The following is a 20390-nucleotide window of genomic DNA, read 5'->3' as shown; positions in this document are numbered from 1 at the left end:
ATACTTCAATTCATACTTTATGGACAGAAGGGAATCGCTCAAAGCACTCACCATCGGATCTTTATCAGTAGGGGCCATACTGACCGGCTGCGATGACAAGAAGCCTGCATTAAAAGAAAAGGATAAAACAGGGAAGCTATCCGGCTACGGCCGTACTGCTCCGGAAGAAGCCAGAGATCAGGTACTGATGGCTGAAACGTTCTTCACAGCTACCGAGATGAAGACAATCACCGTACTGGTGGATATCATTATACCAGCTGACGAACATTCTGGCAGTGCTTCCGAACTTAAAGTGCCTGCGTTTATAGAGTTCATGGCGAAAGACCAGCCACAGTTTAAACTGCCCTTACGCGGTGGACTACGATGGCTGGATGTTCATTGTATGAAACACTATAACAACGCTTTTACCGACTGTACGCCACAACAACAGATCGAACTCATTGACCAGATAGCCTATCCTGAAGAGGCAAAGCCTGAGATGAGTCAGGGTGTTGCATTCTTTAGCCTGATGAGAGATCTGACTGCCAATGGTTTCTTTACTACCCAGGCAGGTATTAAAGACCTGGGATACAAAGGCAATGTACCTAATGAATGGGATGGCGTACCCGCCGATGTACTGAAACAGTATGACTTGGCTTATGATGAAAAACTGCTGCCGCTCTATGTGAAAATGGAAGACAGGGGTAAGATTATGACCTGGGATTGATCCGCACATCATTAATTACAAGCGTTTTCATTCAATTTCTTTTATATTGATCGGTAAATTGTTACATATGGTCCAGGAAAAAAACAACAAGGGAAGTCATGAATCCCGTAGATCATTTTTAAAGAACGGGGCGCTTGCTGCCGCCGGCTTTATGATCGTTCCACGTCACGTATTAGGAGGTAAAGGTTTTATTGCACCCAGCGATCGTTTGCGTATAGCAGGTATCGGTGTAGGTGGAAAGGGTGAAAGCGATCTTTCTGAAATCGCAAAAGGTCCGGCTGATATTACATACCTCTGCGATGTTGATACCCGCAGAGCTGCTGCTTCTGTGGCTCGTTTCCCCAAGGCTAAGTTCTATAAGGACTTCAGGGAAATGCTCGACAAAGAACACAAACACATTGATGCAGTTACTGTATCCACACCAGACCACCAGCACGCAGTAGCAGCCATGGCGGCTATGCAGTTAGGAAAACACGTGTATGTACAAAAGCCGCTCACACACGATATTTTTGAAGCACGTGCATTGACGGCCGCTGCTCAGAAATATAAAGTAGTTACCCAGATGGGTAACCAGGGCGCTTCCGGAGATGGCGTACGCCAGATGATGGAATGGTACAACGCCGGCCTGGTAGGTGATGTACATACCGTTTACTGCTGGACTGACCGTCCGGTGTGGCCTCAAGGTATTCCATGGTCCAATATGAAGGCAGATGTGCCTAAAGAACTGGACTGGGATCTTTGGTTGGGTACTGCTCCCTACAAAGATTATATTGATAAACTGGTACCTTTCAACTGGCGCGGCTGGTGGGATTATGGTACCGGTGCCCTTGGTGACATGGGATGCCATATCATTGAACCTCCATTCCGTATTCTGGGACTCGGCTATCCTAAGTCAGTAGAATGCAGCGTAGGTAGTGTATATGTGGATGAATTTAAACGTGGTTACTTCCCCGAAAGCTGTCCTCCATCTTCTCACGTTATCCTCAAGTTTGATGGTAAAAATGGTAAAGAGATCACGCTCCACTGGATGGACGGCGGTATCCAGCCCGAACGCCCTGAAGAACTGGGACCTAATGAAGTAATGGGCGACGGTGGTAACGGCGCTATCCTGATCGGTGATAAAGGTAAAATGATGTGCGGCACCTATGGTAGAGATCCTCAGCTACTGCCAACCAGCAAGACGAAGACTACTAATACTCCGCAGACTATTGCCCGTGTTCCGGAAGGACACTATGTACAGTGGGTGAATGCCGCTATTGCTGGTTTCAATAGTCCAAAAGATAAGGCAATCAGCTCTCCTTTCTCTATTGCCGGTCCGCTGACAGAAACACTGCTGATGGCCAACCTTGCTATCAGAAGCTTTGACATTAAAAAAGAAAGTGGCGGTAAAACTTCCTTCCCTGGCCGTTATATCAAACTGCTTTGGGATAGTAAACAGATGAAAATCACCAACTTCGATGACGCTAACCAGTTCGTTAAAAGAACTTATCGTCAGGGTTGGAGTTTGGGTGTATAGCAATCATATTATACTGAGATTTATACAGAAGGCAGTCACTCCGACTGCCTTCTTTTCTTTGTTAATCAGCCATTTAAGCTTTATATTTACTACTGCAAACATTTAATCCCCATCTACTGTCCATATGCATTTGTTAAGATTGTCCCCGGTGCTGCTGCTTTGCCTCTTGTTACTGACAATAAGTGCCTGTAGAAAAGAGCTCTCTTATGAAGGTACTCCTCCTGAGCCAGAAGAGCCTCCAGCCAAAACTGTAACCACCAGTGTACAAGGCCGTGTACTGAATGAACAAAGACAGCCAGTCCAGGGAGCAACTGTATCCGGCGGCGGAGTAACTGTCACTACTGATGTAAATGGATACTTTCTGCTTGAAAAAATTGCAGTTCTGGATGATGCTACTTTAATAAGTGCACGCAGGAACGGGTACTTCACTGGTTACCGTACACTGATGGTGCGGGAAGAGAAACTACAATATGTACAACTGGAACTTCTTTTACAAGGTCAAAATCTATTTACAGGAAGTACCGGTGATGTTATTGCCTTCCCGGAGGGAACGCTGACCTTCCCTGCCAATGGTGTTGTAACCGGCGGGAATCAGCCTTATGGTGGATCAGTAACCTCCCGCTCTATCTACATCAATCCAGAAGGAAGTACAGCTGCTGATCAGATGCCAGGCGACCTTCGGGGTATCAATAGTGAGAACAGACAAGTCTTACTACGCGCATTCAGTATGATCGTGTTCACCCTGGAAGATAATGCAGGCGCACCGCTTTATGTAGATTCCACCAGGCCAGCTACCTTCCGGATTATGATACCGCCTGCTTTAACCAGCAGCGCCCCACAAGAAATCCCATTATGGAACTTTGATGCTGGCTCAGGCTTCTGGATACAAAAAGGAACTGCCAGAAGAGAAGGCAATGACTATATTGGTACTGCTACCAAAGCCGGCTACTGGTTATGCGCCACTACGCTCCCACCTGTTGTACTTACAGCGGGAATAAAAGACCAGCATGGAAACGCTATCCCGAACCTTCGCGTGACGGTACTAACTAAAACAGACTTTATTCCAGCATATGCCTTCACTAGTGAAGATGGTGTCTATTTTGGTAAGGTGCCCGCCAATACAGCACTCATACTGACAGTTACAGACAACTGTGACAATGTACTTCGTCAGCAGGAAATAGGTCCATTTACTACATCTGCCCAGATAGATAACGTCAGCGTAACGCTTCCTGCATCTAATTCACTGGTTATCAATGGCACTGCTAAAGACTGTGATAACTTCAACGTCGTAACAGGCAAAGTCCTCATCAATGTAGACGGACAGAATTATGCAGCCAGCATTTCATTGGGTAAGTTTAGTACCACCATCGTCAGATGTGAAAACTCCGCAGTTAATATCACCCTGACCGGCACTGATGACCGTACAGACAGAACCTCCACCATGACCACAAATGCAAATAACGGCACAATCACCCCTAACATCGTTATATGTGATTAACTAATTGTGATATTCAACATTTTATACTGGAATCCCGTAAAGTTTTTTACTACATTTACGGGATTCTATCCTATACTACCTATGAATTGCTAACTATAGTGCCAATCTATGCCAAAGAAATTGCTGTCTCTGTTAGGAGCTGTAAGTATTATTGCGATCTATGCCTGTCGGAAAGAGAAAAGCCTTGAAGCACTCATCACTACTACGCCATGCACCTATGCACCTTATACCGTAGGTTCTTCATTTATTTACCAATATATCAATAGTAAAGGCGAGGCTTCCCTGTATACTTTAACCGTAAGAGCGGATACCTCCATCAATGGTAAAAGCTATGCCATCCTGCATGATGGTTATAACAGCCAGTTTGTACGTTGTGACAATGGTAAATACTTCCTGTACGAACCGCCGGTGTCCCTGGAAGACTATAAACTGATACCAGGAGACCGGCTATTTCTGCAGGATGGATATCCCGCAGGTGCTACCTGGACAGATACCGTCATGGGAAGTATGAGCGGTGTAGCGCAAACAGGTTTATTACAATATCATATCCTTGAAAGGGATGTTGAAAAGACGGTAATGGGCAAAACCTATCAGAATGTGATCGCTGTACGACAGGATGCTGCCGTTCTAATGGCAGGAACGACCTACCCTGTCGGAACCGTCGCTACTTACTACTATTCTCCTGGTGTAGGCTACATTGAAACGGTATCTGCAACAGATACCATCCGGCTGGTCAACCATAGTATACACTAATACATCTCCCATATCCGGGTAAGAAAGCTTTCTACAGAGCGCCTCACTGCTGTAGCGCTGTTGTTATGGTTATTTACCAATACACTGAAAATGAGTGTCTTATTCTTTTTAGTCACCAGGTAACCACTCAACGTGACTACTCCTGTAAGTGTACCGGTTTTGGCATGTACAAACTGCTGACGGTAATAGTTCTTCATAGTCCCTTTTCCTCCGGTAGGAAACAAAGTATATAACCTTTCTGTGGGGTATGTCTTATACATATCGGATAATACACTTACAAAGTCTCTTGGCGTAAACAGGTTATAGCGGGAAAGCCCTGATCCATCCACCCATTTAGGAGTATCCGGCAGATTGGATAAATAACTTTTCTGTATAAAATCGATGGTCCGCTTAGTACTGATCGTATCCCACAGCAAGGATGAACACATCAGCAATATCTGTTCTGCGAAAAAGTTATCACTACGGTGCATCATGGGCAAATACAGGGAATCTGCAGGAATACCCTTCAACAGGTTAAATGTACCAGGCCCTCCTGTCATTGCTGCCCTAAGTGGTTTATGTAATGTATCCTGCAACCGGTAGATCAGATCCTGGATACCGCCGGTAATGAACGGAACCTCCTCTTGCTGCAGTCGCTTGTCGTTTGCATTATAGGCTACTGAAAAGCGGTTGGTACGTTCATCTCTTTCAATCAGCAGTTCATCAAGCGTATTATCACGGCGAAAAGATATATGTGCTGTATCGTTAAATATGCGTGGGGTGATCATTAAAGTATCGCCATGGTGACGTACGCGTGCAACATTGCCATATACCGGCCATTCATTTAATTCCGGCTGATAATCATCTGCATAATCACTCCATGCCCACCCATTCCCGTAACGTCTTGTTTCCATCGCTGCCGGCACAACAACAATCGGCTTACCTGTTTGCTGCAACAGGTCCCAGGCTGGCTGTACCTTGTAGTCCGGATGCAGGAAAGAAGGATCCGCAGTACCCTTTACATACAACACAGAATCTGTAGACAGATACCGTAATGCAGGCAGTGAATCTCCCAGTAAGCGAAGACCGGCGTATAAAGAAAATATCTTGGTATTGGATGCAGGGGTGAAGTAGTGATCTTCCTGATAGTTATACCAGTATTTGCCGGTAGCGGGTTCATAAATACTGATACCGGCATGGGCCTGTTTTAATGGCGCACTTCTGAGTAAGTCTTCTTCTGCCCACTTTTTAATAGGCGCATACTGAGCGAAGGTTTTCTGAGAGGCTGTAAATAACAGACATGATAATACAACAGGGAATAATCTCATACATTTTATTCTAAAAAGAAGGCTCCTATAAGGAGCCTTCAATATCTGATTGTTACAAATGATGTCTAATATACAGTGCCTTAGCTGAAATATCTAGTGATACCCGGCTTTGCATAGGCATAATTGCCCTGTGCATCTGGTGTGATAGGCGGTGCTGCATCAAAAGCATACTTTGCAGGCTGCAGGTTCAGACCGGAATTAAGCGCCTTGTCAAAAGCAATTGTCTGTCCGGAATATGTAGCCAGTCTACCAATAATTGCCGTCAACGTAGTCTTGGCTGCTCTCTCCGCATCATGGAACTTATACTCCCCTTTGGAGATAGCTGCAAACAGCTCATCATGCTCTGCCTGATAGGGCTGATTCTCGTTCTTTTTATCAAACTGGTATAGCACTTTACCTTTGTGATCTTTAATCACAGCCTTATCCATCAGCATCCGGCCTTTTACGCCCACAATTTCTTCATCTACCCTGCTGTCAGCATCTTTCCAGTGGCGGCACTGGCTGTTCATCACAACTCCATTGCCATAGCGATATTCTACATAGTGGTGGTCATAGATCTCCCCAAACTCTTTGCCGGTACGTACTGATCGTCCTCCCATACCAACTGCAGTTACCGGATAGTCATTCATGAACCAGTTACCCACATCTATATTGTGAATATGCTGCTCTACGATATGATCTCCACATAACCAGTTGAAATAATACCAGTTACGCATCTGGTATTCCATCTCGGTATATTCCTGTTTACGCGGTTTTACCCACAATGCTCCCTGATTCCACCATACCTGCATGGAAAGAACGTCTCCGATAATACCATCCTGGAAGCGCTTGTATAGCTCCCTGTAAGACGTCTGATAGCGGCGCTGTAAGCCTACTACCACATTCAGCTTCTTGGACTTTGCTATTTCGGCAGCCTCCAGCACTTTTTTCACTCCGGCAGGATCGGTTGCTACCGGTTTTTCCATGAAAATATGTTTGCCTTGCTTTACTGCCTCTTCAAAGTGAACAGGCCTGAAGCCGGGAGGAGTGGCCAGAATAACTACATCTGCCAGCGGAATAGCTTTCAGATAAGCATCAAATCCTACAAACTTGTGCTCTTCTTTTACATTTAGCTTTCCCGGCTGATCGCCTATTTCTCCTTTGATATCATTGAAGCTATTATTCAGTCTGTCTGCAAAAGCATCTGCCATTGCTACCAGCTGTACATTCTGTTTAGTACTGAGCGCTTGTACAGCTGCTCCGGTACCTCGTCCGCCACACCCGATCAGGGCTACTTTAATTACATTGTCTGCGCCCGAAAAGAAATTGGCCTGAGAGAACATGGGCATAGCGAGCATGCCGCCAGCCAGTAAAGAGGACTCTTTTACGAAGTCCCTGCGGGACTTGCCGTGGAATTGATGCAGTTCTTCCTGTTGCATGATAGTGGTTTTTTTATGTGTTAATCGGGGATGTACTAATATGTTATTGACCTGTTATTATTTACCTGTGAAATCCATACTTATCTGGCACCTTTATACTGATCTACTACTTCTTCAAAAAAACGTTCTGCTTCTTCTTTGCTGGGCTGTTCTAGCGGGCGTACCACACGGAACCCTACAAAAGGTGCGTCCGCATTCCACCAGTAGCTCTTCGGTATCTGAGGATCCCTCCGGTTCCAGTTCGGATCAGATTTGAGTCTGCCGGCGCTACGCAAAGCCGTGGCTTCATCATGATAATTGCCACCTTTGATGGTCCTCGGAGTTTTAGCGGTTGGCTTTGTCCACGGATTGTCTGTTGCGGCATTCTCCAGGTACTTTTCGTCATATTGATCAAGTGTCCATTCGGCCACATTGCCCAGCATATCATACAAGCCCCAGGCATTAGGCTTCAGTTCGCCTACCTTATGATACTTGTTATCACTGTTGGCGGCATACCAGGCATACTCTTTCAGCTGACCGGCGTCATTGCCAAAAGGATAAGCGGTAGACGCTCCGGCGCGGCAGGCATATTCCCATTCTGCTTCTGTTGGCAGGCGATAGAAAACCCCTGTTTTGGCATACAGCCATTTACAATACATGAGGGCTCCATACTGACTCATACTATTCGCAGGATACCCACCTACCTTTCCCATACCAAGTGTAAGGTCAATGTAGGGAGGGCTGGGTCTTGTCATACCATCCGGAACGGGTGTCTTGTCTTTCTCCGGATCGGAATAGACATCATATTGCTCGAAGGTAACCTCATGCGCCCCCATCCAGAAAGCATTGATTTTTACCTTCTTCTGCGGCCCTTCATCCTGATTCCGGCCTTTTTCTCCGGAGGGACTACCGAGTGTTACCTCTCCGGCAGGGATAGGTACCATCTTAAAAGTGAAAGCTGTTCCAGGCAGTTTTTCTTCGTAAGCAGCAAATGTCCGGGGAGAAGTTTCCTGAGCGAATGCAGTACCAGTCAGCATACTTCCCAGCGACAATGCCAGTAATCTATTTTTCATAACATTTCTTAAGAGATAATACCTGTGAATTTATTAAATCATCTGCTGGGATGCAACGTTTTTTCCACGAACGAGTGTAATAAATACACTTTCCGCTCAACGGCCTTGCAACAGAATCAAAAAGCGATTACATTTAGCATTCATGCAATCAACCCTTTAACGTTATGGAAAGAAGAAAATTCCTACAGCAAGGCACATTGGCAGGTCTCTCCACACTGGCAGTAGGCGGCGCAGCTGCAGCTATCAATCATTCTCCTACAGAAAAAGATCAGGCAGGCAAAACCTTTAACCTGAATTACGCTCCGCACGATGGTATGTTCAAAAACAGCGCAGGAGCCAACTTCCTTGATCAGATACAGTTCATGTATGACCAGGGCTTCCGGTCTATAGAAGATAATGGTCTGATGAAACGCGACACGGCAGAACAGGAAAAGGTAGGCAAACTGCTCAGTAAACTGGGTATGCAGATGGGTGTATTTGTAATTGATGCCGGAGATAACTGGAAGGTTTCCCTTACCAGCGGCAAACAGGAATTTAAAGACACCTTCGTAAAGGAATGTAAGAAGGCCCTGGAAACAGCCAAACGTGTGAATGCCAAATGGGCGACCGTTGTTCCCGGCTACTTTGAACGTAACCTGCCTATCGGGGTACAGACTGCTCATGTCATTGAAGCATTCCGGATGGGTGCAGATGTGCTGGAGAAAGAAGGCCTCATCATGGTTATGGAGCCGTTAAGCGATAATCCTGACCTGTTTCTTCGTACAGCAGAACAAAGCTATAGCATCTGTAAAGCTGTTAACAGTCCCAGCTGTAAAATACTCTACGACATCTACCATATGCAACGCAATACCGGCAACCTGATTCCAATCATGGACATGTGCTGGGATGAAATTGCCTATATACAGATCGGAGATAACCCCGGACGTAAAGAACCTACTTCCGGTGAGATCAACTACAAAAATATCTTCAAACATCTCCACAAAAAAGGATTCAAAGGCATTCTGGGTATGGAACATGGTAATGCATTTCCAGGTAAGGAAGGAGAACAGGCGCTCATCAAAGCCTACAGAGAAAGTGATAACTTCCTGTAATCTGGGGTAAAGCCAATTTTTGTTACCTTCCCGGAAATTTCATCCCTATGAACTTTCTGATTCGTTTACTGGTAACTGCCCTGGCAGCAATGGTTTCTTCCTACGTACTACCCGGCGTAAAGATCAATAGTTTTGTTACTGCGCTTATACTCGCATTAGTATTAGCTATCTTGAATTTGCTGGTTAAGCCTATTCTGATAATACTGACACTGCCGGCTACCATACTTACGCTCGGTCTATTCCTGTTTGTCATCAACGCGATTATTATCCTGCTGGCGGCGAAACTGGTGAAAGGATTTGCGGTGGATGGATTCTTCTGGGCGCTTATATTCAGTATAGTGCTGACCATCGTTAGTGGTATTATGCATAGCATCGCGGGAAGTGATAACGATTGAGTTTTTACACCATGTACTTTGAACGTGCACATATCAGTGATGAAGAGCTGCTGACCTTTTACAGGAAGCTACTGTACCCCCGGCTGGTAGAGGAGAAAATGCTGTTACTGCTACGCCAGGGAAAAGTGACTAAATGGTTTTCCGGTATCGGTCAGGAGGCTATTGCTGTTGGAGCTACCTTAGCTTTGGATGCTGATGAATGGATACTTCCTTTGCACCGCAACCTGGGTGTATTCACTACCCGGCAGATGTCCCTGCAACAGCTGTTTCACCAATGGCAGGGTAGTCCGCTGGGCTTCAGCAAAGGGCGTGAACGCTCTTTCCACTTTGGTAGCCGGCAGCATCATATATGTGGCATGATATCCCACCTGGGGCCTCAGCTTTCTATTGCTGATGGCATAGCACTCGCACATCAACTCAGACAAGAAAATAAGGTCTCCCTGGCATTTACCGGCGAGGGAGGTACCAGTGAAGGAGAGTTTCATGAAGCCCTCAATGTAGCTGCAGTATGGGGCCTGCCTGTCATATTCCTCATAGAAAACAACGGCTACGGCCTTAGTACTCCGGTTGAAGAGCAATACCGTTGCGAGCAACTGGTACAACGCGCTACCGGATATGGCATGCGTGGTATGCGTATCAATGGTAATAACCTACTCGAAGTCTATCATGCAGTTAAAGAAGCAAAACAGCATGCCTTGCATGAGCAACAACCTGTGCTTATTGAGGCAATGACCTTCCGTATGCGGGGACATGAAGAAGCCAGCGGGACCAAATACGTACCTGCCGCTCTGCTGGAAGAATGGGCTCAACAGGATCCTGTCCGGCACTTTGAAGGTTTCCTTCAATATCTTCACCTGCTGGATGAACAAACTACCCGTCAAATCCGGGAAACGATCCGCCAGGATATAGAACACGATATCCATGAGGCGCTGATTGCCCCTGCTCCTGCCGTCACCATCGGAGACGAATTACTGGATATATATGCACCTGCTATACCGGTAGAACCACCTCCGGCTGCTACCACTGTGCACGAGAAGCGCTTCATTAATGCTATTTCCGAAGCGCTTCATCAGGCAATGGAACGTTATCCCAATCTTGTCCTCATGGGACAGGATATTGCGGAATACGGAGGCGCTTTCAAGATAACAGAAGGCCTTTCCGCTAAATTCGGAAAAGATAGGGTCAGGAATACTCCGCTTTGTGAAAGTGCTATTATCGGCGCAGCACTCGGACTGTCCATCATGGGATATAAAAGTATGGTGGAGATGCAGTTTGGTGACTTTGTGACCTGTGGATTTAATCAGATTGTGAATAACCTAGCCAAGATTCACTACCGCTGGGGACAAAATGCAGATGTGGTACTCCGGCTTCCCGCCGGTGCCGGTGTAGGTGCAGGCCCGTTCCATTCCCAGAGCAATGAAGCCTGGTTCACCCATGTACCAGGGTTAAAGGTAGTTTACCCCTCTACTCCGGCCGATGCTAAAGGCTTGCTGCTTGCCGCATTCGCAGATCCAAACCCGGTGTTATATTTTGAGCATAAAGCGTTGTACCGCAGTATCAGCGGACCAGTACCCGAAGACTGGTATACCATTGAGATCGGGAAAGCCAGGCAAGTTCAGAGCGGGGATGATATCAGCATTATTACCTATGGCAGCGGGGTACTTTGGGCTATGGAGTATGCACAGCAGCATCCGGAACGCTCATTATACATACTCGACCTGCGCACCTTACAGCCGCTGGACTATACTGCCATTAAAACTGCTGTTGAGGCTACCGGCAAGGTGCTGATCCTGCATGAAGATACCCTTACCGGCGGACTAGGAGGAGAGATTGCCGCCTGGATTGCCGAGCATTGCTTTGCCCTGCTGGATGCCCCGGTAATGCGTTGTGCCGGCCTTGATACACCGGTACCTTTTGCGGCTGAGCTGGAGAAAAATTTCCTGGCGAAAACGCGTATGCATCAATGTATACAGCAGTTAGCAAATTATTAGAACGGTATGGGTGTTGGGATTTTTAAAGAGAATGCGCTAACTTGCAGCCCGGACCAATAAACATTTTTATTATGTTGCTTGAAGTAATCAATAACGTAGAGACTACTGATTTTTACAGAGCTGGAGATAACATTGCTCACATCCTGACCTATGTTGTCATCATCGTGTTTGCTGCTATGTTCCTCTACGCAGCGCTGAAATACGCTAAGAAATAGTATTCAACAACTTAAGATATTTAAAAGCTGTTTTACTCCCCAGTAAAATGGCTTTTTTTATGTCTTATTTGGCCCTTACGTACACCAGTTTTCCCATTTTCCGGCTGCTTTCCCTGATATCTATCTCGAAATCGTCAAAGCTTTTGATCAGCTGGAGCAGTTTGCCATACCCATAGTTACGGGCATCGAAATCGGGTTGTTTCTTCAACAACAGGTTGCCCAGTTCGCCCAAGTAGGCCCATCCGTCTTCATCTGCAATATCATTGATACTGGAGGTCAGCATATTAACCAGGTCCTTGTCGGCCTTGCTGATAGCTTTCGTTTTTTCCTTGACAGTCTTCTGCTTTACTGAGGTATCCTTACGGTCATTCACAAGAATTTCCAGGTAAATAAACTTATCACATGCAGCTCTGAATGCACTGGGTGTTTTCTTCTCTCCCAGCCCGAATACGCGCATACCTGCTTCCCGCAACCTGGTAGCCAGGCGGGTAAAGTCGCTGTCACTGGTGATCAGGCAAAATCCATCTACTCTGCCGGTATACAGGATATCCATGGCATCGATGATCATAGCCGAATCGGTAGCGTTTTTTCCTGTAGTGTAAGCATATTGCTGTATCGGGGTAATGGCATTATCCAGTAAGACTATTTTCCAACCTGCTAAAGTAGGCTTGGTCCAGTCGCCATAGATACGTTTGAAAGTAGGTATACCATATTTGGCTACTTCTTCCATTATTTCTTTTACACTGGTGTGGGGTATGTTATCTGCATCAATGAGTACTGCCAATCTGAGTTCTTTGTTTTCCATACATGTTTTATTGGGGTGGATAAACAAATTTAACACCAGTCAGCTGATAAAATAACATTAGTTGTAATTTTTGCAGTAAGCCCCTGTGAATGTGTCCTTTATCTGTAACTTTGTATCATGGATCAGTCGCCCGGAAAGGTCTATACCTTCCACTTCATTATGCTATGCCTCAGCAATGCACTGTTTTCCGCCAGCTTTAACATGTTGCTTCCGGAATTACCCGCTTATCTGACCCGGATGGGTGGTGAGGATTATAAAGGATACATACTTGCACTTTTCACTCTTATGGCAGGGCTCTCCCGCCCTTTCAGCGGTAAACTGACAGACACGATCGGCCGGGTACCGGTAATGATCTTCGGAGCGCTGGTATGTGTAGTTTGTAGTTTGCTATATCCGTTGGTCAGTTCTGTAGGAGCGTTTCTTTTGCTTCGATTCTTTCATGGTTTCTCCACTGGCTTTAAGCCCACAGGTACGGCCGCATACGTCTCTGATATTGTACCAGCTACCCGTAGAGCGGAAGCGATGGGCATGGTTGGCTTGTTCAGCACAATAGGCCTTGCATTAGGCCCGGCCATTGGCGGTTACATCTCTGCGATCTGGAATATAGAGGTGATGTTCCAGGTATCAGCCGCGTTCGCTTTGTTATCTGTCGTTATTCTGGTTGGAGGTATGCGGGAGACATTGGAGAATAAACAAGGTTTCCGGTTATCAACACTTAGTATTTCCAAAAGTGAGATCTTCGAGCCACTTGTCATCGCACCGGTAATTATTACCTTCCTCACCTATCTGAGTTATGGTGCATTATTTACCATCATACCAGATTTTAGTAGTCATCTGGGTATCGAGAATAAAGGATTATTCTTCACCTTTTTCACAGCCGCTTCTATAGGCATCCGGCTGGTGGCGGGTAAAGTTTCAGACAAGTACGGCAGAGTGCCTATTCTGAAGATTTCCTCTTTTACAATGGCTATAGCGGTGTTCCTGCTTGCAGTATCTCATACGCCGGCAATGATGCTGACAGCTGCTATTATATATGGCGTATCTGTAGGACTAAATTCTCCGGCTATCACAGCCTGGACGATTGACCTGGGACATCCACAGTTTAAAGGGCGCGCGCTGGCGACTATGTATATTGCCATGGAGGTGGGTATTGGCCTCGGCGCATATTTATCTGCGTTCATCTACCATAATGATGCACGTTTCTTTGCTGTCACCTTCTATTCTACAGCAGTAATGACCCTGCTGGCGTCTGTATATCTGGTATTCATTTATCATAATAGGAAGCTGCAGGTGATGTGGCGTTTTGTACAGATGAGGAGAATCAGGTAAGCAGTTCATTTATCTTTCATACCAACTTAGTAAGTCTAGCACACTAAAAGGGCACTTGGATATCCCGGGGATATTGAAGTGCCCTTTTGGTGTCCTATTGATGATATGATAGTGTAAGACACAAGCCCTTATTCAGCATATACTACCAGCATTCTTTTAGCCACAATGATGCAGCAGTTATTCTGGCAATACAGTGATCTTAACCCGACCAGCAAACAGGGATAAGGTGGGGATAGCGCATTAACTGCAGGAAATGTTGACAAATGCAGGAAGCGGGCGGGCGGATCTGCTGGCATCAGATCAGTCAGTTTGCCTATGGAGATGTAAACTGGAGTTTTCGGTGGATGAGTAATGATGCGGGGAAGCCTGATTGGTGCATAACTGACGGTTGAAACCGAATGTTCAGGTGGGAAATACAACGGAGACTGCCGATGTTAAACAGCGTGTTATTGGGGTTGGGAATATTGCTATAGAAAGTTATCTGAAGAAGGAATAACACCAATGGTAAAGGGCTGACTTCAAAGCATTTCTACTTCAAAGTCAGCCCTTTCAATATTATCAGCCCGATTTACAGTTGCTCATATAAAGCGCGTAAACGCTCACGGGTCATCTGCTCTTTCCAGTCTTTACCCAGTGCATTTTCCCATAATGGGGCCATACCGAGGGACACGTCGATCATGATGTTAAACTGCTCGTCGGTCAGTCCTTTGGTGATACCCTGAGGAATGTCGATGTTATGCTTTTTCACCATTTCTTTAAACTCCTTCACTCCTTCTGGATAGAACTCTTCCAGTTTATCAAACACGATACAGTTACCAATACCATGTTTTGTACCGAGCAGGTATGCCAGGCCGTAGCTTACCGCGTGGGCAACGCCCACCTGGGAATAAGCGATACTCATACCACCAGCGTAAGATGCCATCATGAGCTTTTCATCCGCATCGTCGTCCCACTGTTCTTTGTGCAGGAAGATTTCCTGGCAAAGTCGGAGAGCTTCTTCTCCGTAAGAGCGGCTGAATGCATTGAGATAAGTACCCTGTAAAGATTCGATACAGTGAATGTAGCAATCCATAGCAGTATAGAACTGCTGATTTACAGGCACTCCTTTAATCAGCTCCGGATCCAGTACAATCTGGTCAAAAGGCGTAAAGTCAGAGTTCATACCCAGTTTACGGGTAGGACCAGTAAGTACGCAGGTACGGCTAACTTCTGCGCCGGTACCAGATATTGTAGGGATACCTACTTTATATACACCCGCTACTTTCACGAGGTCCCAGCCTTGATAGTCAGCTGAAGATCCCGGGTTTTTCATCATCAGCGCCACAGCTTTTGCCATGTCCATGACAGAGCCACCACCGATACCAATGATACCGCTTACTTCACCAAATTCTGCTTTCAGGTCATCTCTAACCTTATCTACATACTTGGTTTTGGGTTCGTCGGTAACGTCGATATATACAATCTTATCTTTACCTCTCAGGGGAATACGTTTTGCAAACGCTTCATTTCCCTGGAAGAAGTGATCTATAAAGAATATCATTGGCGCATCGCCCTGACGGCGGGGCGCGAGTATTTCATCAAGCTGGTCAAACGCACCACGGCCAAACACCACATAGTCAACCATTTTAAAGTTCCTGAATTTCATCTCGGTGGTTTAATGTTTTAATTGTTATAATAACTTTTCAGCTTTTACCAAATCTTCCGGTGTGTCGATTTCCACTCCCATGTACTCAGTTACGACCATTTTCATGGGGATACCATTTTCCAGGTACCGAAGGCATTCTACTTTTTCAGCAGCTTCCAGCGGACTAACAGGCATTTGGGTAAAGTCCATCAGCGTCTGACGGCGGAATGCGTAGATGCCGATGTGTTCGTAATAGGTGGTAGCGACATTCTTATCCCGGGGATAAGGAATGACAGACCGGGAAAAGAAAAGCGCATTGAATTTTTTGTCTACCGCTACTTTTACGTAGTTAGGATCTTCTATTGCTTTCCAGTCCTTGAGTACCTGCATGAGGGAAGCTACCTGTACGTGCTTACCTTCTTCTCCTTCAAATACTTTCAGGAGTTTTTCCAGAGGTTCTTTCTGGGTGAAGGGTTCATCTCCCTGTACATTCACAACGATGTCTACGTCTGTACGGTCAGCGATTGCTTCAGCAATACGATCAGTACCGCATTCGTGTTCTTTTTTGCTCATAACAGCTTTTCCACCGTTACTAACAATCTCATTATAAATGATATCACTGTCACATACTACCATCACTTCGTCAAACACGCCGGTATTGACAGTACTCTCGTAAGTGCGCAGAATGACTGATTTCCCTCCCAGTTTTGCCATCAGCTTGCCCGGGAAACGGGTTGCGCCATATCTGGCAGGGATTAAGGCTACTTTCTTCATACTTATATGATTATAAAGCGCTCTTTACCGCATTCACTAATTTCTCTGCACGTTGTTGTATTTCTTCCTCACTCCATCCCAGGTTGATAGGCGTGCAGATACAACGACTCATGATAGCGTCAGAAGCCGGGAAATCTTTTACTTTATACAGTTCCATTGCCTGTTGCAGGCCTGGAGCGAAACGGGACAGCACTGTACTTTGTTTGAAGTGCTCCCAGTTACGGATGTAGTGCCAGTTATTATCAAACCAGTAGAAAGCGGCGAGGCCGGCAGCCTTCATGGCAGCAGCTGCTGCTCTCGCCTGATTTTCCTCCGGCAGGAAGAAGGCCAGGAAAGTAGCACTGTCACCTTCTGCATCCGGCAGGCGGCGGAAAGTAACACCAGGTACCGTAGCCAGAGCGTCTTTAAATATTTTCTTTGTTTTACGTTGGATACTCAGGAAGGTATCCAGTTTACGTACCTGGGCAAGACCTACAGCAGCGTGCAGTTCGGAGATACGGTAGTTATAACCTACATATGGGTGAAGGTCAGCACCGCGGTCTACACCGAGATGGTCATGACCATGGTCTGCGTAGGCGTCGCACTTGAGGTATACGTCTTTGTCATTGGTTACAACAGCGCCACCTTCAGCACAGGTAATTGTTTTAACAAAGTCGAAAGAAAATGCGCCAGCGTGACCGATGGTTCCGAGGGCTTTTCCTTTATAGGTACCGCCAAAGGACTGGCAGGCGTCTTCGAGTAATATCAGGTTATGTTTATCGCAGATTGCTTTCAGCGCGTCAAGATCAGCCATTGCACCGCACATATGTACCGGCATTATTGCTTTGGTTCTTGGGGTGATTGCTGCTTCTACTGCTTTAGGCTCAAGCGTGAGGGTATCATCTACATCTACCAGTACCGGCGTTGCACCAACAGAGAAGATACATTCAAAGCTGGCAACAAAGGTAAAGGTAGGCATGATCACTTCATCTCCTGCGCCGATGCCCAGGGCAGCCATAACTGTAGTGAGGGCGGCGGTACCGCTGGATACCAGATGGGTATGGTTTACATTGAGTTTTTCAGAGATGGCCTGTTCAAGTTCCTTAGCTTTCCAGATGCCTTTACGGGGACCATCAAAGCCATAACGCATAAAAATGCCTGTTTCCAGTACATCGTTTACTTCCTTGCGTTCTTCCGGGCCAAAAAATTCATATCCGGGCATAAGTTGTTGATTTTTGCAAAGGTAGTATAATCATATTGCCCTTCCTCGCAAAAAGTGTTTATCTTTTACTAAAAATCACCATGCGTTTCATACTGTTCCTTATCCTGTTGACCGCTTCGTTCACAAGCTTGCGTGCCCAGCAGCCGCAGTCTGCCATCAAGGCGCTGCTTCAGAAACAGACTGATTCCTGGAACAAAGGCGACCTGGAATCATTCATGAGCACTTATTGGCGGTCAGACTCTCTTATCTTTATTGGAAAAAGGGGACCAACCTATGGCTGGCAGGCAACACTGGATAATTATAAGCGCTCATACCCTGATACAGCCGCGATGGGTAAACTGCACTTCAATATACTGGAAATGAAATCATTATCTTCGGAGGTGTGGTTTATTGTGGGGAAATGGCACCTTACCAGAACAATTGGGGATCTGGAAGGACACTTTTCCTTATTAATTAGAAGGATGAAGGGAGAATGGAAGATTATTGCTGACCATAGTAGCTAAAAAAAGAAAACCATCCCATGAATGGGACGGCCTGCTATACACCACAACATTAAAGAAGAAGTTTTAACTAATCGTTTTTTCCTCTGTTGGGAATACCATTAAAAGGTTAATCAATAAATAAATGGTAACGATTTAGTCTTTAGTATCTTTAGTATCCTGATCGCGCACCACTGCATTTTCGTCTTCCGGACTTTCGGATAGGTCTTTGTGCAGCGGATTGCTTGAATTATCTTGTTTAGTTGTCTTTAACACTTCTGCAGGTTCCTTTTCGGGTTGATGATATTCTTCCGACGGTTCCTTTTCTAAACTATTCTCTTTTTCACTTAGCATATCTTCGTTTTAGAATGTTTGCGTGTCAAATTCAATATATACTTTGCAAAGTCTGTTCCAGCTGCCAAATCCTTAATAATTAGGGGTTCTGTTATGCTAATGAGTAATGCATTCCACAAAACGCGCCCCAAACCGTTGTTTACAATGGGCAGCATACTCCACATTCACCCTTAAGTCGGGGTTGGTGCAATAGATTGCATATTTGCTGGTTCATAAGTTTTAGCCACATTTTTAGCAGGAAAAGCGGATACCCTGAAATATTATTTTGGAGAAAACGGCGTGCTGCTAAGCGATAGCGGGGAGATATTTTATAATTGTTTTAACCATTATGTCCGGCCAGATGGCACAGATATTGAATATTTACTGGTACAACCGTGTTCTGAATACGATAGTTAAACCTCAGCAATTGAACAGTTACCCTACAGTTTAGACACGGATAGAGATCGAAAATTGGCAACTTGGATATCTATCATAAATTTTTCTAAAACACTTATTAAAAACGCTACTATGAACATCCGGGGATACCAGTGGTCGGTACTGAAGAAACTGCTAAAACAGCGTTTCACTGAACTTTCAGACGAAGATCTAGTGTTTGAAAGAGGTAAAGAAAGGGAGCTGTATGTCAGACTCGAACGTAAAACAGGAAAGTCTGAAGAAGATGTTGCCCGCATAATCAAAGGTATGCAACAAGCATATTTGCAGCAGACAACATTGCTGTAAGGTCTGTAAGTGACCAATTATGAGTTTGCCCGTAGGAACTGATACTTCCCAAAGCCAGACACATGATTGGTCACTTCTTTTTTATTTATAGTTATCCTGCACTTTGCCATTCTTTCTCCACATTTTTAGCAGCAGGAATAAATATCCCCCCAGCGACAGTACCAGCCACGTATAGAAAAAGATCAATCTTCCGGGAGTAGATTCCTCCGGTATGGCAAAACCCAGGTACAATCCAAGAAACACATTGATGAACATCCAGAAAAAACCGATGAAAACTGTCCTCATTATTCTCACGAAGTAATGCACAATTCTCATATCAATAGGTTCTTTTCTTTCTTCCTGTGGCTCCCGTGATTCCATATTAGTAATTTTTGTTTAAGGAAGACATAATTTTCGCAGTGCCAGACTGTCTCCTCTGAATACGTTGAAGTCTACTGTCGTTCTTATACCATTCACACGTCCAATATCACTATGCTGCCAAAACAGCCAGTGCCTTTTGGTTGAAGGACGTTCTTTCTGATAGTAGTGCGCCACCCAAAGTGGGTACTTATCAAACTCCTCCCCCAGGTATTTCTCATAAAAGTACATATTTGTATAGATGATCGGCTTCACACCGTACGCCTTTTCCATTTCCTCCAGCCAGATTCTGGCGGTAGACCTGATTACTGCCGGCGGCTGATTGTTATGTACTTCGATATCCAATACCGGTGGCAGATCACCTGATTCGAGCTGAACAACGTTCTGGAAATTGATGACCTGCTTTAGGGGATCTCTTGTGGAATAAAAGAAATGATAAGCTCCCCGTATAATACCCACTTTCTTTGCTTTTTGCCAGTTTTGCTTAAAAGATGCATCCTGACGGGTAATCCCCTCGGTCGCCTTTATGAAGGCAAATGATATATGTATTCTGTCTACCTGCATCTGCTCTACTGCAGACCAGTTGATATTCTTCTGAAACTTAGATACATCAATCCCATGAACGGAATAGTTCACCGGCATATCAATACCAAATTCTTCGTACCGTACAAAATTGATGGCATCTTCTTTCTCCAGCCACCATAGCCAGCCACCAAATGCCACACATAGGAGGAATAACAGGATGAAAACCAGGCGCCTGGATTTCTTAATTCGGAGTATTGACACTTTTTATTTATTCAGCTTT

General features: G+C 45.4%; 21 protein-coding genes. 11 read left to right on the top strand and 10 right to left on the bottom strand.

Annotated elements, in window-relative coordinates:
* Nucleotides 1-19: 19 nt before the first annotated feature.
* The 4 genes from K1Y79_RS17675 to K1Y79_RS17660 all read left to right on the top strand — a co-directional run bounded on the left by K1Y79_RS17675 (nucleotide 20) and on the right by K1Y79_RS17660 (nucleotide 4473).
* Complete coding sequence (locus tag K1Y79_RS17675; protein ID WP_220251491.1) at nucleotides 20-706, top strand: gluconate 2-dehydrogenase subunit 3 family protein; 687 nt, start codon at nucleotides 20-22, stop codon at nucleotides 704-706.
* Nucleotides 707-773: 67 nt separating this feature from the next.
* Nucleotides 774-2222: a Gfo/Idh/MocA family protein gene (locus K1Y79_RS17670; RefSeq protein ID WP_220251490.1), complete on the top strand. Its 1449-nt coding sequence runs from the start codon at nucleotides 774-776 to the stop codon at nucleotides 2220-2222.
* A gap of 124 nt (nucleotides 2223-2346) precedes the next feature.
* Complete coding sequence (locus K1Y79_RS17665; RefSeq protein ID WP_220251489.1) at nucleotides 2347-3720, top strand: carboxypeptidase-like regulatory domain-containing protein; 1374 nt, start codon at nucleotides 2347-2349, stop codon at nucleotides 3718-3720.
* A 108-nt stretch (nucleotides 3721-3828) separates the two neighbouring features.
* Nucleotides 3829-4473 (top strand): hypothetical protein, encoded by a 645-nt coding sequence (locus K1Y79_RS17660; RefSeq protein ID WP_220251488.1) that lies wholly within the window; start codon nucleotides 3829-3831, stop codon nucleotides 4471-4473.
* Here the strand turns inward: K1Y79_RS17660 and K1Y79_RS17655 are convergent.
* The 3 genes from K1Y79_RS17655 to K1Y79_RS17645 all read right to left on the bottom strand — a co-directional run bounded on the left by K1Y79_RS17655 (nucleotide 4470) and on the right by K1Y79_RS17645 (nucleotide 8250).
* On the bottom strand, nucleotides 4470-5780 hold the full coding sequence (locus K1Y79_RS17655; RefSeq protein ID WP_220251487.1) for a D-alanyl-D-alanine carboxypeptidase/D-alanyl-D-alanine-endopeptidase: 1311 nt from the start codon (nucleotides 5778-5780) through the stop codon (nucleotides 4470-4472). The two genes, K1Y79_RS17660 and K1Y79_RS17655, sit on opposite strands and share 4 nt — an antisense overlap.
* Nucleotides 5781-5860: 80 nt before the next feature.
* On the bottom strand, nucleotides 5861-7198 hold the full coding sequence (locus K1Y79_RS17650; RefSeq protein WP_220251486.1) for a Gfo/Idh/MocA family protein: 1338 nt from the start codon (nucleotides 7196-7198) through the stop codon (nucleotides 5861-5863).
* Between the two features lie 80 nt (nucleotides 7199-7278).
* Nucleotides 7279-8250 carry a formylglycine-generating enzyme family protein gene (locus K1Y79_RS17645; RefSeq protein ID WP_220251485.1) on the bottom strand — a complete coding sequence of 324 codons (972 nt, stop codon included), beginning with the start codon at nucleotides 8248-8250 and terminating at the stop codon, nucleotides 7279-7281.
* A 164-nt stretch (nucleotides 8251-8414) separates the two neighbouring features.
* On the opposite strand from K1Y79_RS17645, the gene K1Y79_RS17640 reads away from it, so the two are divergent.
* The 4 genes from K1Y79_RS17640 to K1Y79_RS17625 all read left to right on the top strand — a co-directional run bounded on the left by K1Y79_RS17640 (nucleotide 8415) and on the right by K1Y79_RS17625 (nucleotide 11942).
* Nucleotides 8415-9341 (top strand): hydroxypyruvate isomerase family protein, encoded by a 927-nt coding sequence (locus tag K1Y79_RS17640; protein WP_220251484.1) that lies wholly within the window; start codon nucleotides 8415-8417, stop codon nucleotides 9339-9341.
* A 47-nt stretch (nucleotides 9342-9388) separates the two neighbouring features.
* Nucleotides 9389-9736: a phage holin family protein gene (locus tag K1Y79_RS17635; RefSeq protein WP_220251483.1), complete on the top strand. Its 348-nt coding sequence runs from the start codon at nucleotides 9389-9391 to the stop codon at nucleotides 9734-9736.
* An 11-nt stretch (nucleotides 9737-9747) separates the two neighbouring features.
* Nucleotides 9748-11727, top strand: coding sequence for an alpha-ketoacid dehydrogenase subunit alpha/beta (locus K1Y79_RS17630; RefSeq protein ID WP_220251482.1), 1980 nt, complete (start codon nucleotides 9748-9750; stop codon nucleotides 11725-11727).
* A 71-nt stretch (nucleotides 11728-11798) separates the two neighbouring features.
* On the top strand, nucleotides 11799-11942 hold the full coding sequence (locus K1Y79_RS17625) for a hypothetical protein (protein WP_220251481.1): 144 nt from the start codon (nucleotides 11799-11801) through the stop codon (nucleotides 11940-11942).
* 64 nt (nucleotides 11943-12006) lie between these two features.
* Here K1Y79_RS17625 and K1Y79_RS17620 read toward each other — a convergent pair whose 3' ends face one another.
* Nucleotides 12007-12747: an NYN domain-containing protein gene (locus K1Y79_RS17620; RefSeq protein WP_220251480.1), complete on the bottom strand. Its 741-nt coding sequence runs from the start codon at nucleotides 12745-12747 to the stop codon at nucleotides 12007-12009.
* Nucleotides 12748-12864: 117 nt separating this feature from the next.
* Between K1Y79_RS17620 and K1Y79_RS17615 the strand changes: the two genes are divergently transcribed.
* Nucleotides 12865-14076 (top strand): MFS transporter, encoded by a 1212-nt coding sequence (locus K1Y79_RS17615; RefSeq protein WP_220251479.1) that lies wholly within the window; start codon nucleotides 12865-12867, stop codon nucleotides 14074-14076.
* A 568-nt stretch (nucleotides 14077-14644) separates the two neighbouring features.
* Here the strand turns inward: K1Y79_RS17615 and K1Y79_RS17610 are convergent.
* Genes K1Y79_RS17610 through K1Y79_RS17600 form a run of 3 tightly spaced genes read right to left on the bottom strand, consistent with a single transcriptional unit; the run spans nucleotide 14645 to nucleotide 17675 of the window.
* Entirely contained in the window at nucleotides 14645-15721 is a 1077-nt protein-coding gene (locus tag K1Y79_RS17610; RefSeq protein ID WP_220251478.1) for an iron-containing alcohol dehydrogenase family protein, read from the bottom strand.
* 24 nt (nucleotides 15722-15745) lie between these two features.
* Nucleotides 15746-16474, bottom strand: coding sequence for a 3-deoxy-manno-octulosonate cytidylyltransferase (gene kdsB / locus K1Y79_RS17605; protein ID WP_220251477.1), 729 nt, complete (start codon nucleotides 16472-16474; stop codon nucleotides 15746-15748).
* 10 nt (nucleotides 16475-16484) lie between these two features.
* Nucleotides 16485-17675: a DegT/DnrJ/EryC1/StrS family aminotransferase gene (locus tag K1Y79_RS17600; RefSeq protein ID WP_220251476.1), complete on the bottom strand. Its 1191-nt coding sequence runs from the start codon at nucleotides 17673-17675 to the stop codon at nucleotides 16485-16487.
* An 80-nt stretch (nucleotides 17676-17755) separates the two neighbouring features.
* Between K1Y79_RS17600 and K1Y79_RS17595 the strand changes: the two genes are divergently transcribed.
* The gene (locus tag K1Y79_RS17595; protein ID WP_220251475.1) at nucleotides 17756-18178 is read left to right on the top strand and encodes a YybH family protein; all 423 of its coding nucleotides are present in this window, start codon (nucleotides 17756-17758) and stop codon (nucleotides 18176-18178) included.
* A gap of 132 nt (nucleotides 18179-18310) precedes the next feature.
* On the opposite strand, the gene K1Y79_RS17590 is transcribed toward K1Y79_RS17595, so the two are convergent.
* Nucleotides 18311-18508 (bottom strand): hypothetical protein, encoded by a 198-nt coding sequence (locus tag K1Y79_RS17590; RefSeq protein WP_220251474.1) that lies wholly within the window; start codon nucleotides 18506-18508, stop codon nucleotides 18311-18313.
* Between the two features lie 507 nt (nucleotides 18509-19015).
* On the opposite strand from K1Y79_RS17590, the gene K1Y79_RS17585 reads away from it, so the two are divergent.
* Nucleotides 19016-19228 (top strand): hypothetical protein, encoded by a 213-nt coding sequence (locus K1Y79_RS17585; RefSeq protein ID WP_012788473.1) that lies wholly within the window; start codon nucleotides 19016-19018, stop codon nucleotides 19226-19228.
* Nucleotides 19229-19309: 81 nt separating this feature from the next.
* On the opposite strand, the gene K1Y79_RS17580 is transcribed toward K1Y79_RS17585, so the two are convergent.
* Complete coding sequence (locus K1Y79_RS17580) at nucleotides 19310-19588, bottom strand: hypothetical protein (protein ID WP_220251473.1); 279 nt, start codon at nucleotides 19586-19588, stop codon at nucleotides 19310-19312.
* A 15-nt stretch (nucleotides 19589-19603) separates the two neighbouring features.
* The gene (locus K1Y79_RS17575) at nucleotides 19604-20371 is read right to left on the bottom strand and encodes a glycoside hydrolase family 25 protein (RefSeq protein WP_220251472.1); all 768 of its coding nucleotides are present in this window, start codon (nucleotides 20369-20371) and stop codon (nucleotides 19604-19606) included.
* Nucleotides 20372-20390 lie beyond the last annotated feature (19 nt).

The sequence above is a fragment of the Chitinophaga rhizophila genome (assembly GCF_019492185.1).
Taxonomy (GTDB): Bacteria; Bacteroidota; Bacteroidia; order Chitinophagales; family Chitinophagaceae; genus Chitinophaga; species Chitinophaga rhizophila.
The sequence above is the reverse complement of the archived record's forward strand: the minus strand, read 5'-3'. Positions and strand labels throughout refer to the sequence as shown.